Origin of the sequence: Rhodococcus sp. 15-649-2-2 (genome assembly GCF_002258645.1) — a bacterium.
Taxonomy (GTDB): domain Bacteria; phylum Actinomycetota; class Actinomycetes; order Mycobacteriales; family Mycobacteriaceae; genus Rhodococcoides.
This window is the reverse complement of the sequence record NZ_NPFM01000022.1, coordinates 156,558-173,291: the sequence shown is the minus strand read 5'-3', so window position 1 is coordinate 173,291 and position 16,734 is coordinate 156,558. Positions and strand designations below refer to the sequence as shown.

The window sequence follows — 16,734 nt, the reverse complement described above, 5'->3', positions numbered from 1 at the left end:
TGCTGCCTCCCAGCGAGTCCATCGATTTGACCTGAAGTGCACTTCAGATTCTAACCTTCGTCATCATGTACCCCTCCACCGAACCCACGACCGGAACCTGGCGACAGTTGCTCAGCGCCCGCTACGTCGGCACCGCAACTGTCCTCGCCGGCGGCGTAGCGCTGTACGCCACGAACGTCTATCTCACCACGAGCCTGCTGCCCACGGCCATCGACGAGATCGGCGGCCAACGCTACTACGCCTGGACCGCAACGGTTTTCCTGATTGCGTCGGTCATCTCCTCGATGCTGGTCAGCAATGTTCTGGCTGCCCGCGGACCTCGCGGTGCATACCTCATCGGCCTGACGATCTTCGCTCTCGGAACCGTTGTGTGCGCCGTCAGCCCCACGATGGAACTCCTACTGGTGGGCCGTACGATCCAGGGTTCGGGAGGTGGACTACTGGCCGGACTCGGTTACGCCGTCATCAATGCAGCTCTGCCGCAGCATCTCTGGACTCGCGGAGCTGCGCTGGTCTCCGCCATGTGGGGCGTGGGAACGTTCGCAGGCCCGGCGATCGGTGGCATATTCGCTCAATTCGAAGCCTGGCGGTGGGCTTTCGGGGTGCTCGTCGTCGCAGCACTCGCGGTGGCCACCCTCGTCCCCAAGGCGCTTCCCGCCCACACCAGCGAGCCCACCGACTCCAGCCCGGTACCGACATGGTCGCTGACCCTGCTGACCACGGCCGCACTGCTGGTGAGCGTGGCCGGCGTGATGCCGAGTCTCGCGATCACTGCAGCCATGGTTGCGGCAGGAGTGCTGCTGCTGATCGCCTTCGTCGCAGCGGACCGTCGCGCACGGTACGGCGTCCTCCCGCCGTCGACCTTCAGCGCGTCGTCCCTGAAATGGGTGTACCTGACCATCGTCGTCCTCGCCGTTGCATCGACAGTGGAAACGTTCATCCCACTGTTCGGCCAACGACTTGCCGGATTGGCACCGTTGGCGGCCGGATTCCTCGGAGCCGCACTGGCATTGGGCTGGACTCTCGGCGAGATACCGAGCGCGTCGGCCACGGCTCCGCACATCGTACGACGCATCGTCATCGGCGGACCGATACTCGTCGCTGTCGGATTGTGCACCATGGCAACGTTTCTCACCGATCGAGCAGGTACCGGCCTGATCACCGTGTGGGTGGTGGGCCTGATCATTGCGGGAGTAGGAATAGGAATCGCATGGCCGCACCTGGCGGTGGGTGCCATGACATCGGTCACCGAACCGGGCGAAGGCGCACGAGCCTCGGCCGCCATCAATACCGTCCAACTGATAGCCAACGCTTTCGGCGCAGCCCTTGCGGGAGTGCTGGTGAACCTCGGGGAATCGTCGACGCTGCGATCGGCTCAGTTGCTGCTGTTCACCTTCGCAGCCGTGGCACTGATCGGCGTGGCAGCGGCGGCGCGATCGCAGCGGGCATAGGTGCGGGGCGGATCCATCCGATTCAGGACCGAAGCCGTCCGCGATCTCGACGAAGCTCACAGTCATGACGAACACCGACCGCACAGGATCCCAAATCGACCACCTCAACATCGGCGTCGCCGATCTCGCCGCCAGCGCCGAGTTCTACGGCGCTGCACTCGCACCGCTCGGGATCACCGAGATCATGCGAGTACCGCACACCCCCGAGGCGAACCAGCTCGCCATGATCGCCTTCGGTTGGGAGGAAGTGAAGCCCTTCTTCTGGATCGTCGACGCCCCGGGGTCGGCTGTCGGACCGCACACCCATCTCGCGTTCAGTGCCCCGGACCGCGCGACGGTCGATGCCTTCCACACCGCAGCGCTGTCGGCAGGAGCGATCGAACTCCGACCTCCAGGACTACAGCCCGAATACCACGCGACGTACTACGGATCTTTCGTGCGGGACCTCAACGGCATAGACCTCGAGGCTGTCTGTCACCACGGATGAACGACGTTGTCGTAGTCCGAGGTGGAGGTCGTCGCTGCGGTCGGGGCAGTCACTGCGGTTGAGGCAGTGTCCCGTTGATTCGGATGTGGTCACGCAGACGCGTGAGAATCGATTCGAGAGTGGAGACTTCGTCGGGTGCAAGCCCGTCGAAGAACAATCGACGCACCACGTCGACGTGACCCGCTGCCGACGCGTCCAGAGCTGCCCTGCCTGCTTCGGTGAGAACTGCATCGGTGGCGCGCGCGTCGGTAGTCGAGACCGTGCGATCGGTCAGCCCTCGTGCGGACATCCGGGCGAGGTGGTGAGAGGCCCTGCTGCGCTCCCAGCCGATCTCGGCGGCCAGGTCGGTCACCCGGCGACGTCCATCGGGACTGTCCGCCAGCGCGACGAGCACCGAGTAGTCGGCCAGGGATAGACCGTGATCCTCGGTCAGCTGGCGGTTCATCTCGAAGGTCATCTGCAGCGACAGCCCCATGTAGGCGCGCCACGCCGATTCCTGGGACGGCGTCAGCCAGGGAGAGTCGGCCGTCGAACGATTACGTGACATGTCATGTTCTTTCTGAGATGCTTGATCCGGGGTGCAGACGCAGTAGACCCCGATAACCAACCTTAGGGGCACAAATGGATCGCACGTCTCATACCGAGTTGGTACGTCGCAACGTCGTCGAGGTGTTCAACGCCACCGACGCCGTACGACGACGCGAGCTGATCGAAGCTATGTACCACCCGGACGCGGTGTTCTACGACGCCGAGAACACCGCGACCGGACGCGAAGCCGTCATCGACGCGATCACCGCACTCCTCGCGGACTCCGCAGGCCTGTCCTTCTCCGTCACCGTCGAACCCGCCGCGCTGGGCGACGTTGCCCGCATCTCCTGGGCACTCTCACCACCCGACGCCCCGGCCGTCGTCACCGGCCAGGACTTCGCCGTCGTCAAGGACGGCACGATCGCCGAGCTGTACACGTTCGTTGATCAGAAACAGCCCGGCTGACCCGTCAGGCTTGTACGACCCACACCGAGTTGCCGTCGGGATCTCGCAGCGCAAACATGGGCGGTACGCCGTCCACTTCTTCCATCAAGTCGTCGAGATCGACGCCGCCGAGTGCGCTGAGCCGCGCATGCTCGGACGCGACATCAGCTGTCTCGACACCGATGGACCCACCGCCGGGCGTGCCTCCCATCGGCGGGTTGAGGGCGAGCCGCGCGGTCGAACCGGGCGGTGCCACCTCCAGCCACCGGTACTCGCCCTCGGGGCCGAAACGCGAATCACCGCGGACCTCGAACCCGAGCACACGTGAGTAGAAATCGAGAGCCGCATCCTGATCGGCCACGGAGAACATGGCCACGCCGATGTTCACGATAGAGCTGGATGTTTGGTTGGTCATACCGGTAACGACTCGAGGCGCATCGAAAACTCATCGCTCCCAGAGTCACAACAACAAAGCCCCGCACCGACCGAAGTCGATGCGGGGCTTTGTCTGCTGGCTACGTCGTCGTGAGCGGAAACTCGTAGTGGGCTACGAGGCAGGAGTGGAGCCTGCGGAACGACCCACAACTCAGCCGCTCACGTGCGACGAAGTCGCTCTAGCGGTATTCGTTGGAGAATCCGTAGTCGTCGAGCGGCACTGCAGCGCCGGTTCCCTGGCCGAAGCCGTCCGGGCTGTAGTACTGATCGTCGTACGACGGCACCGCGTATGCCGCGGCACGCGCCTCTTCGGTCGGCTGCACCGTGATGTTCCGGTACCGGTTGATGCCGGTACCAGCCGGGATGAGCTTACCGATGATGACGTTCTCCTTGAGACCTATGAGCTTGTCGCTGCGGCAGTTGATCGCCGCATCGGTGAGCACACGAGTGGTCTCCTGGAAGGACGCTGCCGACAGCCACGAGTCGGTGGCCAGCGACGCCTTGGTGATACCCATCAAGACCGGACGTCCGGCTGCGGGCTCGCCACCCTCGGAGACGACACGACGGTTGCTCGACTCGAATTCGCTGCGCTCGGTGAGTGAACCGGGCAGGAATTCGGTGGAGCCGCTGTCGATGATCGTCACGCGACGGAGCATCTGGCGCACGATCGTCTCGATGTGCTTGTCGTGAATCGACACACCCTGCGACCGGTACACCTCCTGGACCTCGTTGACGAGGTGGATCTGCACCTGACGGGGACCCATCACACGCAGAACCTCGTGCGGATCGGCAGCACCTTCCATGAGCTGCTGGCCGACCTCGACGTGGTCACCGTCCGCCAGAAGGCGCTCGGTGCCGTCGTCGTGCTTGAAAACGCGCAGACGCTGACGCTTGGAGAGCTTGTCGTAGACAACCTCTTCGCCGCCATCGTCCGGGACGATGGTGATCTTGTAGAAACGATCGCCGTCCTCGAGCTGGATGCGTCCCGACACGTCCGCGATCGGAGCCTTGCCCTTCGGCACACGTGCCTCGAACAGCTCCTGCACGCGAGGCAGACCACCGGTGATGTCATCTCCGGCGACACCACCCTGGTGGAAGGTACGCATGGTCAGCTGGGTTCCGGGCTCACCGATGGACTGTGCGGCAACGATACCGACGGCCTCACCGATGTCGACCAGCTTGCCGGTGGCCATCGAGCGGCCGTAGCAAGTGGCGCAGACGCCGGTTCCGGTGGTGCAGGTGAGCACCGAGCGAACCTTGACCGACGTGATGCCCGCAGCGAGCAGCGCGTCGATGGCCGGGTCACCGAGATCGTGTCCGCGAGCGACGATGACCGTGCCGTTCTCGTCGACAGCGTCGTTCGCCAAGGTGCGGGCGTACGTGCTGGTCTCGACGTGAGCGTCGCGGATCATCTTGCCGTCGGCGGTCTTCTCGGCGATCGTCGTGACGATGCCGCGCTCGGTGCCACAGTCGGTTTCCCGAACGATGACGTCCTGCGAGACGTCGACCAGACGACGCGTCAGGTAGCCCGAGTCGGCGGTACGAAGCGCCGTGTCGGCCAGACCCTTACGAGCACCGTGCGTGTTGATGAAGTACTCGAGGACCGTAAGGCCTTCCTTGAAGGAAGACTTGATCGGACGCGGGATGAACTCACCCTTCGGGTTGGTCACCAAGCCCTTCATGCCGGCGAGCGAGCGAACCTGAGTCATGTTTCCGGCTGCGCCGGACTTCACGATCATCGGGATCGGGTTGTCGTCGGGGAAGTGGGCCTCCATGGCCTTACCGACCTGCTCGGTTGCGTCCTGCCAGATCTTGACCAGTGCGGAGTTGCGCTCGACCTTGTCGAGTGCGCCACGCTGGTACTTCTTCTCGATCTGATCGGCCTGAGCCTCGAAGGTCTCCATGATCTGCGGCTTCTCCGGCGGCACGAGGACGTCGGAGATCGAGATGGTGACACCCGAACGCGTGGCCCAGTAGAAGCCTGCGTCCTTGAGCTTGTCGACGGTCTGCGCGACGACGATCATCGGGTAACGCTCGGCGAGATCGTTGATGATGGTCGACTGACGCTTCTTCGGCATCTGCTCGTTGACGAACGGGTAGTCCGCCGGAAGCAGCTCGTTGAAGAGCACGCGTCCCAGAGTGGTTTCCGCGGTCCATGCCTCGCCGCGGTTCCAGCCCTCGGGGAACAGCTCGTTCTCGATCTCACGCGGCGGGCGCTGCGTGGTGAGACGAACCCGAATCTGCGACTGCACCGTGAGCGATCCACGGTCGACGGCCATCTGCGCCTCGGCCGGGGAGGAGTACGCCCCGAACTCTGCGTGATCGGTCTTGGCGTCGGCGCGCTCGCCGACAGCACCGGCATCGAGACGCGTCAGGTGGTAAAGACCCGTCACCATGTCCAGACGCGGCATGGCGAGCGGACGGCCCGATGCCGGCGAGAGGATGTTGTTCGACGACAGCATCAACACGCGTGCCTCGGCCTGAGCCTCGGCGGACAGCGGGAGGTGGACAGCCATCTGGTCACCGTCGAAGTCGGCGTTGAACGCCTCACACACGAGCGGGTGCAGCTGGATGGCCTTGCCCTCGACGAGCTGCGGCTCGAACGCCTGGATGCCCAACCGGTGCAGGGTGGGTGCACGGTTCAGCAGCACGGGATGCTCGGCGATGACCTCTTCGAGAACGTCCCACACCTGCGGACGCTGACGCTCGACCATGCGCTTGGCCGACTTGATGTTCTGCGCGTGGTTCAGATCCACCAGACGCTTCATCACGAACGGCTTGAACAGCTCGAGAGCCATCAGCTTCGGCAGACCGCACTGGTGCAGCTTGAGCTGCGGGCCGACGACGATGACCGAACGGCCCGAGTAGTCGACGCGCTTGCCGAGGAGGTTCTGACGGAATCGACCCTGCTTGCCCTTGAGCAAGTCGGAGAGCGACTTCAGCGGACGGTTGCCCGGTCCGGTGACCGGACGTCCACGACGACCGTTGTCGAACAGGGCGTCGACCGACTCCTGCAGCATCCGCTTCTCGTTGTTGACGATGATCTCGGGTGCACCGAGATCGATCAGACGCTTGAGGCGGTTGTTGCGGTTGATGACGCGGCGGTACAGGTCGTTGAGGTCGGACGTCGCGAAACGGCCACCGTCGAGCTGCACCATCGGACGAAGCTCCGGTGGGATGACCGGGACAGCGTCCAGGACCATGCCCATCGGCGAGTTACGGCCCGCCTGGAATGCAGCGACGACCTTCAGACGCTTGAGCGCGCGCAGCTTCTTCTGACCCTTGCCACTGCGGATGGTCTCGCGAAGAGATTCCGCCTCGGCATCGATGTCGAAGGTCTGCATGAGCTTTTGGATCGACTCGGCACCCATGGCACCGGTGAAGTACTCGCCGTACCGGTCGATGAGCTCGCGGTAGATGAGCTCGTCGACGATGAGCTGCTTGGGAGCAAGCTTGGTGAACGTGGTCCAGATCTCTTCGAGACGATCGAGCTCACGCTGCGCGCGGTCACGGAGCTGACGCATCTCGCGCTCGCCGCCGTCCTTGACCTTGCGACGCACGTCGGACTTGGCACCCTCGGCTTCGAGCTCGGCGATGTCGGCTTCGAGCTTCTGCGCACGAGCCTCGAGATCGGCGTCACGCTGATCTGCGACGGCCTTCTTCTCGACCTCCATCTCGGCCTCGAGCGTCGAGAGCTCGTTGTGACGGAGCTCGTCGTCGACCGTGGTGATGACGTAGGCAGCGAAGTAGATGATCTTCTCGAGATCCTTCGGAGCCAGGTCGAGCAGGTAGCCCAGACGCGACGGCACACCCTTGAAGTACCAGATGTGCGTGACCGGAGCGGCCAGTTCGATGTGGCCCATGCGCTCACGACGCACCTTGGCGCGAGTGACCTCGACGCCACAGCGCTCACAGATGATGCCCTTGAAGCGGACGCGCTTGTACTTGCCGCAGTAGCACTCCCAGTCCCGAGTGGGGCCGAAGATCTTCTCGCAGAAGAGGCCGTCCTTCTCGGGCTTGAGCGTGCGGTAGTTGATGGTCTCCGGCTTCTTGACCTCGCCGTAGGACCACTGACGGATGTCGTCCGCAGTGGCAAGGCCAATGCGAAGTTCATCGAAGAAGTTGACGTCGAGCACGTAACTTCCTTTCCCCGTTATGGGTGTTGTGCTGGAAGAGCAAATGAGAGAAACGCCTGCCGGATCCGCACTGGGCGGATCCGGCAGACCACAGAACTACTGAGCGAGGTCGTCGACCGTGGCAGCTTCGTTGCGGGAGAGGTTGATTCCCAGGTTGGCTGCGGCACGCTCGAGGTCTTCGTCGTCACCGTCGGCCATCGTGATGGCAGCACCGTCCGAGGACAGCACCTCCACGTTGAGGCACAGCGACTGGAGCTCCTTGAGGAGCACCTTGAAGGACTCGGGGATACCGGGCTCCGGGATGTTCTCGCCCTTGACGATCGCCTCGTACACCTTCACGCGGCCGACAACGTCGTCCGACTTGATGGTGAGAAGCTCCTGCAGCGTGTACGCGGCACCGTAGGCCTGCATGGCCCAGCACTCCATCTCACCGAAGCGCTGTCCACCGAACTGAGCCTTACCACCGAGGGGCTGCTGCGTGATCATCGAGTACGGCCCGGTCGAACGAGCGTGGATCTTGTCGTCGACCAAGTGGTGCAGCTTGATGATGTACATGTAGCCCACCGACACCGGGTACGGGAACGGCTCGCCGGAGCGGCCGTCGAACAACGTGGCCTTTCCGTCGGATCCGACCATCTGCTCGCCGTCGCGGTTCGGAATCGTGCTCTCCAGCAAGCCGGCGAGCTGATTCTCCTTGGCACCGTCGAACACCGGGGTGGCGATGTTGCTGTCGGCCGGAGCCGCCAGCATCTCCTCGGGCAGGCGTTCGGCCCAATCGGGCTTGCTGCCGTCCGCGGCGATCTGCACGTTCCAACCGGTCTTGCCGATCCAACCCAGGTGGGTCTCGAGGACCTGACCGATGTTCATACGACGCGGAACACCGTGGGTGTTGAGGATGATGTCGATCGGGGTGCCGTCGGGCAGGAACGGCATGTCCTCCTGCGGGAGGATCTTGCCGATGACGCCCTTGTTGCCGTGACGGCCGGCGAGCTTGTCGCCGTCCTGGATCTTTCGCTTCTGAGCCACGTAGACGCGGACCAGCTCGTTGACGCCGGGAGGCAGATCGTCGTCGTCGTCGCGCGAGAAGACGCGGATGCCGATGACCTTTCCGTTCTCGCCGTGCGGAACCTTGAGCGAGGTGTCGCGAACTTCGCGAGCCTTCTCACCGAAGATGGCGCGCAGCAGGCGCTCTTCGGGGGTCAGCTCGGTCTCGCCCTTCGGCGTGACCTTTCCGACCAGCACGTCGCCGTCACGAACCTCGGCACCGATACGGATGATGCCGCGCTCGTCGAGGTCTGCGAGGACCTCGTCGGAGACGTTCGGGATGTCGCGAGTGATCTCTTCGGCACCGAGCTTGGTGTCGCGAGCATCGATCTCGTGCTCCTCGATGTGGATCGAGGTGAGAACGTCCTCTTCCACGAGGCGCTGCGACAGGATGATCGCGTCCTCGTAGTTGTGGCCCTCCCACGGCATGATCGCCAGCAGCAGGTTCTTGCCGAGTGCCATCTCACCGTTCTCGGTGCAGGGGCCGTCGGCGAGGACCTGGCCGGACTCCACGCGCTGTCCCTCGTCCACGATCGGACGCTGGTTGGCGCAGGTGCCCTGGTTGGAACGCGCGAACTTGCGCATCCGGTAGGTCTTGCGCGATCCGTCGTCGGCCATGACCGTGACGTAGTCGGCGGAGACCTCTTCGACCACACCGGTCTTCTCGGTGATGACGACGTCACCGGCGTCGACAGCGGCACGCAACTCCATGCCGGTACCGACGATCGGAGCCTCGCTGCGAACCAGCGGGACAGCCTGACGCTGCATGTTCGCGCCCATCAGGGCACGGTTTGCATCGTCGTGCTCGAGGAACGGAATCATCGCGGTGGCGACGGACACCATCTGACGAGGCGAGACGTCCATGTAGTCGATGTCGTCGGACGAGACGAACTCGACCTCTCCACCCTTACGACGGACGAGAATCTTCTCTTCGATGAAGTGACCCGAATCGTCGACCGGAGAGTTCGCCTGCGCGAGCGTGTGGCGATCCTCTTCGTCGGCGGTCAGGTAATCGACATCGTCGGTCACCTTGCCGTCGACGACCTTGCGGTACGGGGTCTCGATGAAGCCGAACGGGTTGACGCGTGCGTACACCGAGAGCGATCCGATCAGGCCGATGTTCGGGCCTTCCGGGGTCTCGATGGGGCACATGCGGCCGTAGTGCGAGGGGTGCACGTCGCGGACCTCGAGGCCGGCGCGCTCACGAGAGAGACCGCCGGGTCCCAGTGCCGACAGGCGACGCTTGTGCGTCAGACCCGACAGCGGGTTGTTCTGGTCCATGAACTGCGAGAGCTGGGAGGTTCCGAAGAACTCCTTGATCGCAGCGACGACGGGACGGATGTTGATCAGGGTCTGCGGCGTGATCGCCTCGACGTCCTGAGTCGTCATACGTTCGCGCACGACGCGCTCCATGCGGGACAGGCCCACGCGGATCTGGTTCTGGATGAGCTCGCCCACGGTACGCAGACGACGGTTGCCGAAGTGGTCGATGTCGTCGACCTCGACGGGAACCTCGACGCCCTCGGGTGCGGTCATCGAAGTCTCACCTGCGTGCAGACGCACCAGGTACTCGATGGTCGCGACGATGTCTTCCTCGGTGAGGGTCGACGCCACGATGGGCTGACCCGAGTTGAGGCCGAGCTTCTTGTTGATCTTGTAGCGACCCACGCGAGCGAGGTCGTAACGCTTGTCCTTGAAGAACAGGTTCTCCAGCAGGGTCTGCGCCGACTCCTTGGTCGGCGGCTCGCCCGGACGCAGCTTGCGGTAGATGTCGAGGAGAGCCTCGTCGGTACCGGCGGTGTTGTCCTTCTCCAGCGTGGCCATGAGGATCTCGGAGAAGCCGAAGCGCTCCGTGATCTGCTCGGTGGACCAGCCGAGAGCCTTCAGCAGCACCGTGACGGGCTGGCGACGCTTGCGGTCGATGCGGACACCGACGGTGTCGCGCTTGTCGACGTCGAACTCGAGCCAAGCACCACGGCCGGGAATGACCTTGACGCTGTGCAGGTCCTTCTCGGTGGTCTTGTCGATCGAATGGTCGAAGTAGACGCCCGGAGAACGCACCAGCTGCGAGACGACGACACGCTCGGTGCCGTTGATGATGAAGGTGCCCTTGTCGGTCATCATCGGGAAATCACCCATGAAGACCGTCTGGCTCTTGATCTCGCCGGTGTTGTTGTTGATGAACTCGGCGGTGACGAACAGCGGAGCTGCGTACGTCATGTCCTTGTCCTTGCACTCATCGGTCGAGGCCTTGACCTCGTCGAATCGTGGGTCGGAGAAGGAAAGCGACATCGAGCCCGAGAAGTCCTCGATCGGAGAGAGCTCGGTCAGGATGTCCTCGAGTCCGCCGGAGACACCACTGTCTCCGCGGGCGGCGGCACGGTCGCGCCAACTCTGCGCACCTACCAGCCATTCGAACGAATCCGTCTGTACATCGAGGAGACCGGGTACCTCCAACGGCTCGCGAATGTTCGCGAACGAAACCCTCCTCGGGGCTCCCGGTGTTCCGACAACTGCCTTGGTCTGGCTAGAGACTGCCAAGATGCGTCCTTCCAGCACCTCACGCGGGTCGCGCCGTTCCGTCGACTGACAGGACCTGTCAGCTGACACGACATGGCGACCGCCGCTGTATCTGTTTGCTATATGTGGGGCGAATTTCGGCTGGTCGCAACCAGACCGAATCCCCATCACAGCGGCCCGAAAACGTGCTTTCGGGTAACAGCGATCGAGAGGTGGACAGGAGGCAGCCAGCGCAACGTCCAAAGGTACCCCAAATGTGCGCACAGCGCAACGGGGGCATCAAAAGTAGCACCCGAGGTCCGTTCGCGCGCCGAGTCGGCAGCAGCGTGTCGACCTTCCTCGCCGCGACCCGATCGAGAGCGCCCGCTGAGCGGACGACATACGGGCCTGCAACCGATGACGAACAGCTGCGGCGAACAGAAAGCTGTGGTGAACGATCGTGTGCGGTCGCCACCACGGGGGTGCTCCTTCACGACAAGAGTGAACCCTGCGTCTTCCTTCGTCAAGAGGTCCGAGTGAATCCGCCGCCGCTATGGCAATCGAGCGCGGCTTCTGCTTGTATTTCTTCTGTCGCAACCGGGGGTGGCGTCATCAGGTGATCGGGTTCGCCGCGTGACAGATCTCCTCTGTGCCACAGGCATATTCACGGAGCACTCACATCACGTCTCGCGGGGGGACAACATGATTACGGTGGTAATGGTCGACGCCGGATGCAGGTGTCGAGCCTTCGGTAGTCCCGCGTGACCAGGGGTTCGCCCGTCGTCGACTTCCTCGTTGCCCGTGCTCGCTGGGTCCTGGCCGTCGTAATTACGACCGTTCTGCTCGCCGGAACCTGGGGCCTGGGCGTCGTCGACGAACTCAGCCTCGGTGGGTACAGCGACCCCGGCAGCGAGTCGGCGAAGGTCGACGCTCTCGTCGAATCCCGGTTCGGCCGCGACGTTGCGGACATCGCGGTGGTCTACACCCCGACGGACGGACGAACGGTCGACGAGATAGCCGATACCGTGGGCGCGAGCCTCGCCGGTATCGACGCCGGAGTGCTGGCCCGCGATCCCGTCACCTATTGGACGGTGCCCGACGCCTTTGCTTCGGGCCTGCGATCGTCGAACGGGAACTCTGCCCTCGCGGTGCTGACGCTGACCGGCAACGAGGACAAGCGCGTCAAGTCCTACCAGGACCTGCGCGAGGAGTTGACGATCGATGGCGTGACCGTGCAGTTCGGTGGATTCTCGGCCGTCGTCGACGCGTACAACGAACAGGCGCGCGCAGATCTGATGCGAGCCGAGACCATCACCTTCCCGATTCTGCTGGTTCTGCTCCTGATCGTCTTCGGCGGACTCGTCGCCGCAGGAACTCCGTTGGTGATCGGCGGACTGAGCGTGCTGGCGTCCCTGGCCGTGCTGCGAGCAGTGAACAGTGTCTCCGAAGTGTCGGTGTTCGCGACCAATATCGCGTCCCTCGTCGGACTCGGAATGGCCGTCGACTACAGCCTGTTCGTGATCACCCGGTTCCGCGAGGAGTTGCGCAACGGGCGCGGAACGGCGGACGCGGTACGCCGCACGATGTCCACCGCCGGCCGAACCGTGGCGTTCTCGGCACTGCTGTTGATCTGCGGGTTCGTCGGAATGCTCATCTTCCCGCAGGCGATGATCCGCTCGCTGGGCTTCGGCGGCATGGCAGCAGTGGCCGTCGCCGCCGTGATCTCGCTGACCGCCCTCCCCGCCGCACTCGTCCTCCTCGGCCCCCGCATCGATTCGCTGAGCTGGCGCAAGGGTGCAATCGACCGCGGCGAGGCACGGGCGCAGAAGTTCTGGGGCACGGTGGCAGACCGCGTGATGCGCAGGCCCATCCTCGTCGCCGGTGCCATCATCGGAGTGCTGGCCGTGCTCAGCGCGCCCATCTCCGGCGTAGCTCTGGGCGACCTCGACCACACCGGTCTGCCCCCGGACTCGCCGGCCCGGATCGCCACGCAGAAGCTGATCACCGAATTCACGCTCGCCAACAGCGGCGTCACCGTCGTCGTCGAATCGGTCACCGATGCACCGCCGAGTCCTGCCGCGGTCGCAGAAGTCACGGACGCCATCGGCCGCGCGGACGGAGTCGCGGCAGCGTTTCCCAGCGGCAGCGCCGACAATCTGACCGTCGTCGATGCCATCATGACCTCGGCCGATCGCACCCCGGCCGCACTGGCGACAGTCGATGCGATTCGATCGATCCCCGCTCCGGCCGGGACCACGCTGAGAGTGGGCGGCACCACCGCGCAGAGCGAGGACGGCATAGACGCGATCTACGCCACCATTCCGTGGATGTTGGCCATCATGGTGCTGGCCACTTTCACGATGACGACACTGGCATTTCGCTCGATCGTGCTCAGCCTCAAGGCAATTGCCATGGCGATGGTCAGCCTGGCGGCCACTTTCGGTGTGCTCACCTGGATCTTTCACGACGGCCACGGCAGCGGGCCGATCGGCGTCACTGCCGGCCCTTTGCAGTCCACGATGAGCATCCTCGTCATGGCCGTCGTATTCGGCCTCTCCACCGACTACGAGATCTTCCTGCTCTCACGCATCGTCGAGGCACACGACAACGGAGCCACCACCGCAGACGCAGTCCGCATCGGGGCCGCTCGCACCGGACGCATCGTGACGGCCGCTGCGCTGCTGCTCATCAGCGTCACCGCGTTCTTCTCGTTGTCCGAATTGTCGATGATGCGACTCGTGGGCATCGGCATCATCGTCGGTCTCGTCATCGACGCCACCATCGTGCGGATGATGCTCGTGCCCGCCCTCGTCACGCTGATGGGAAATGCGAACTGGTGGCTCCATCCCACCCCGAAACGACCGAGTGGGACTGGGCAGGACGGGGCTGGGCAGGACGGGGCCGGAGTCCACGAACTTCCGGGAACTCCGGCCCCAGCCGACTACTGACTACCTTCGCGCCATCGGGTGGCCTCGGCGAGCGCGAACCCGTGGACGTCGGCCAGCTCACCCAACCGTTCGACGCTGTCTCCGTCGAGACTGGTGCCGATGCTGCGGAGGTCGAACTCACCCGACAACGCGATCAGCATCGTCTCGGCCATGCAGGCATACGTCAGGCCCGGAGCCAACCCGTAGGTCAGACCGAAATCCGAACCCGACGGCACCCGCACGATGCCGCCGTCGAACACCGTCACGTCCGGCCGCTCACCGCGCACATCGCGGCCGATGTTCGGCGGCTGCGCAACATCGCAGACGATGGCACCGTCCATCAGATCGGTCGGGTCGATCAGTGCGTGCGGTGCCGACGTCGCCGCAATCACGATCAACGAATCCTGCACCGCAGCAACGGGATCGGTGAAGAACTCGATGTGCCCGGACCTGATCAGATCATCCAGGTCACCATGCATCTCGAGTGCAGCACCGGCGAGATCCCCTGAGCCGGATCCGCCCGTCGCACTCGCCACCATCTCCTGCGCCGCCGCCCACAACTTCGGCGCGATGACCGAGCTCTCACCCTGCCGACCGACCAGAGCGATACTGCCGACCTCGCCGGCCAGCTGCTTGCCGATAGTGCGCCCGATGGCACCGGCAGCACCGAGAATCGTCACCCGGGCCTGCGCGACGTCGATTCCTCGTTCGCGGCACACGCGTCGGACAGCCCGCAGACTCGCCGCGGCGGTGAACGTGTTGCCGGTGGTGATAGGCCGAGACGTTGCCCCGAGACCCAACCCGTTCCCGGTGATCACCGACGAGTAGCCGCCCAACCCCACTACCGTCGCGCCGCGCGAGATCGCGAGTTCGACGGCACCGCCCACCACCCGCAGCGCCTGCTCGGTCGGCAGATGCAGCAACTGCTCCGAGGTGTAGGGCATCCCGATCAGGTCACCGTGTGCCGTCGCGTCCCCTCCCCCGACGACCCGGCCACTGCCGATGACGAACGACGCGGGGTCGAGCTCGGACGTCGATGCAGCGAACCGGCGAAGCAGATCCTGTCGTTCGGAATGATCGAACACCTCGAGCGCAGGATCGAAGGCGGCGAAGAACCCCAGATCCAAAGGGTGCGCGATGAACGCGAACCGGCGATCCGTGGAGCGCACGGCGATATCGGGGGTGCGGCCCGGACGTAGTGCGGTGAGCGAGGGTGGGGTGCCGACGGTCGGGCGACCCAGCAGGTGCCCGAACAATCCGTCCAGGTCCCCTACCGCCGCGTAGCCCAGCGCCCGATCCAACGCGGCCACCAGACGTGCACACTGCGCCGCCGACACCGTCAGCGGTGGCTCGATCCGAATCACCCTGGTACCGAACAGCGTAGGAGCAACCCGGATCCCTTCGACATTGAGCAGGTAGGAGCAGATCACCGCAGTCAGATTGTGTTGCTCGGCAATCGAACCCAGTAGCGACTGACGCCCCACGAAGTTCACGTCCGCAGTCAGCTCGATTCCGAGCAACAAGCCGCGTCCGCGAACGTCGGTGACCACGGACGGATACTTCTCGGCCAACGCACCGAGATCCTTCGTCAACTCCCGACCGAGCACGGCCGCGTTCGTCACCACCGCGCAGTCGTCCCTGGTGAGCTCGTCGATGACTGCGATACCCACCCGAGCCGCCAGCGCGTTGCCCGCGAACGTCGACGTGTGACGAAGTGCGAAGCTCTCGTCCACCAGCTTCGGCGCACACAACACCGCACCCACCGGCACGATGCCGCCACCGAGCGCCTTCGCCACGGTCAGAATGTCGGGCACCACCCCCTCGTGTTCCGCGGCGAACATCCGCCCGGTCCGGCCGAGCCCGGTCTGCACCTCGTCGAACGCGAGGAGCACACCGTGCCGATCACAGACATCCCGCACACGCCGCAGATAGCCGTCGGGCGGACACACCACTCCGCCCTCACCCTGAATCGGTTCCACGAGAAAGACCGCATAGTGATTCGGCGCGGCCGTCAGGGCCGCATCGAGTGCATCCGCGTCGCCGAAGGCGATGTGATCGAACCCGGCCACCGGTGCCCCGAATCCACTCTGGTACTTGATGTTTCCGGTCGCAGACAGCGCGCCGAGCGTCTTGCCGTGGAAACTGTTGCCGGTGGTCAACACTCCCAGTCGTCCGGTGTGCGCTCGCGCGAGCTTGAGCGCAACCTCGGTGGCCTCGGCACCACTGTTGACGAACGTCGTTCGCGTCAACCCGTCGGGTGCGATCCGCCCCAACCGATCTGCCAGTTCGCCTGCTGCCGTCAGCACCGAGGGCTGCACGAAAATTGCCTCTCCACTGCACCGAACATCGTTGATCGCCTGCCAGATCGGCGTGGGGCCGTGCCCGAACGGAAGTGCCCCGTACGCACCGGCGAAATCGAGATAACGTCGGCCCGAGGCGTCGAACAAGACGGTCCCGTCGCCGCGCACGTACTCGCGATCCAGATCGAGGGCGGACAACAATCGGTACAGTTCGGGATTGACGTTCTCGGCGAAGCCCGAGCGACCGGACCTCGATTCCAGCACGGATAGATCGATAGTTGTGTCAGTCATGACCAGCATGCTCCGTTTTCATCGGATCCATCCCTGGCTGTCGAGCGTCGAAATGGTTGTCCCGAACAACCAGGGCTCGTCCCAAGCCAGGACGCAAACGCGATGGTAATCCGGTCGTGCGCATGCGACAGATGAGTACACAACGCACGAAAAAGCCCCGCTCGAGCAGAGTTTCTGCGTCGAACGGGGCTT

9 protein-coding genes are annotated in these 16,734 nt (G+C 64.2%); 4 read left to right on the top strand and 5 right to left on the bottom strand.

Translation table 11 applies throughout. The features are described 5' to 3' along the window. Positions 1–65: 65 nt before the first annotated feature. Together CH305_RS14775 and CH305_RS14770 are read left to right on the top strand one after the other, a co-directional pair. On the top strand, positions 66–1,451 hold the full coding sequence (locus tag CH305_RS14775) for an MFS transporter (RefSeq protein WP_094704067.1): 1,386 nt from the start codon (positions 66–68) through the stop codon (positions 1,449–1,451). Between the two features lie 64 nt (positions 1,452–1,515). Further along, a complete protein-coding gene (locus CH305_RS14770) occupies positions 1,516–1,938 on the top strand; it encodes a VOC family protein (RefSeq protein WP_094609540.1) in 423 nt (140 codons plus the stop codon). A gap of 49 nt (positions 1,939–1,987) precedes the next feature. Here CH305_RS14770 and CH305_RS14765 read toward each other — a convergent pair whose 3' ends face one another. Beyond that, a complete protein-coding gene (locus CH305_RS14765; protein WP_032401944.1) occupies positions 1,988–2,485 on the bottom strand; it encodes a MarR family winged helix-turn-helix transcriptional regulator in 498 nt (165 codons plus the stop codon). Between the two features lie 74 nt (positions 2,486–2,559). Here CH305_RS14765 and CH305_RS14760 point away from each other — a divergent pair, with 74 nt between their 5' ends. Continuing rightward, positions 2,560–2,931: a nuclear transport factor 2 family protein gene (locus tag CH305_RS14760; RefSeq protein WP_094704066.1), complete on the top strand. Its 372-nt coding sequence runs from the start codon at positions 2,560–2,562 to the stop codon at positions 2,929–2,931. A 4-nt stretch (positions 2,932–2,935) separates the two neighbouring features. On the opposite strand, the gene CH305_RS14755 is transcribed toward CH305_RS14760, so the two are convergent. From CH305_RS14755 to rpoB, 3 genes are all read right to left on the bottom strand, one after another. Further along, complete coding sequence (locus CH305_RS14755; RefSeq protein WP_032401942.1) at positions 2,936–3,325, bottom strand: VOC family protein; 390 nt, start codon at positions 3,323–3,325, stop codon at positions 2,936–2,938. 199 nt (positions 3,326–3,524) lie between these two features. Next, a complete protein-coding gene (locus CH305_RS14750; RefSeq protein ID WP_032401941.1) occupies positions 3,525–7,481 on the bottom strand; it encodes a DNA-directed RNA polymerase subunit beta' in 3,957 nt (1,318 codons plus the stop codon). Between the two features lie 96 nt (positions 7,482–7,577). Then, positions 7,578–11,084 carry a DNA-directed RNA polymerase subunit beta gene (gene rpoB, locus CH305_RS14745; RefSeq protein ID WP_032380471.1) on the bottom strand — a complete coding sequence of 1,169 codons (3,507 nt, stop codon included), beginning with the start codon at positions 11,082–11,084 and terminating at the stop codon, positions 7,578–7,580. 701 nt (positions 11,085–11,785) lie between these two features. Between rpoB and CH305_RS14740 the strand changes: the two genes are divergently transcribed. Next, a complete protein-coding gene (locus CH305_RS14740; protein WP_094704065.1) occupies positions 11,786–13,972 on the top strand; it encodes an MMPL family transporter in 2,187 nt (728 codons plus the stop codon). Here CH305_RS14740 and CH305_RS14735 read toward each other — a convergent pair. Then, the gene (locus CH305_RS14735; protein WP_094704165.1) at positions 13,966–16,542 is read right to left on the bottom strand and encodes an aminotransferase class III-fold pyridoxal phosphate-dependent enzyme; all 2,577 of its coding nucleotides are present in this window, start codon (positions 16,540–16,542) and stop codon (positions 13,966–13,968) included. The two genes, CH305_RS14740 and CH305_RS14735, sit on opposite strands and share 7 nt — an antisense overlap. Positions 16,543–16,734: the final 192 nt, after the last annotated feature.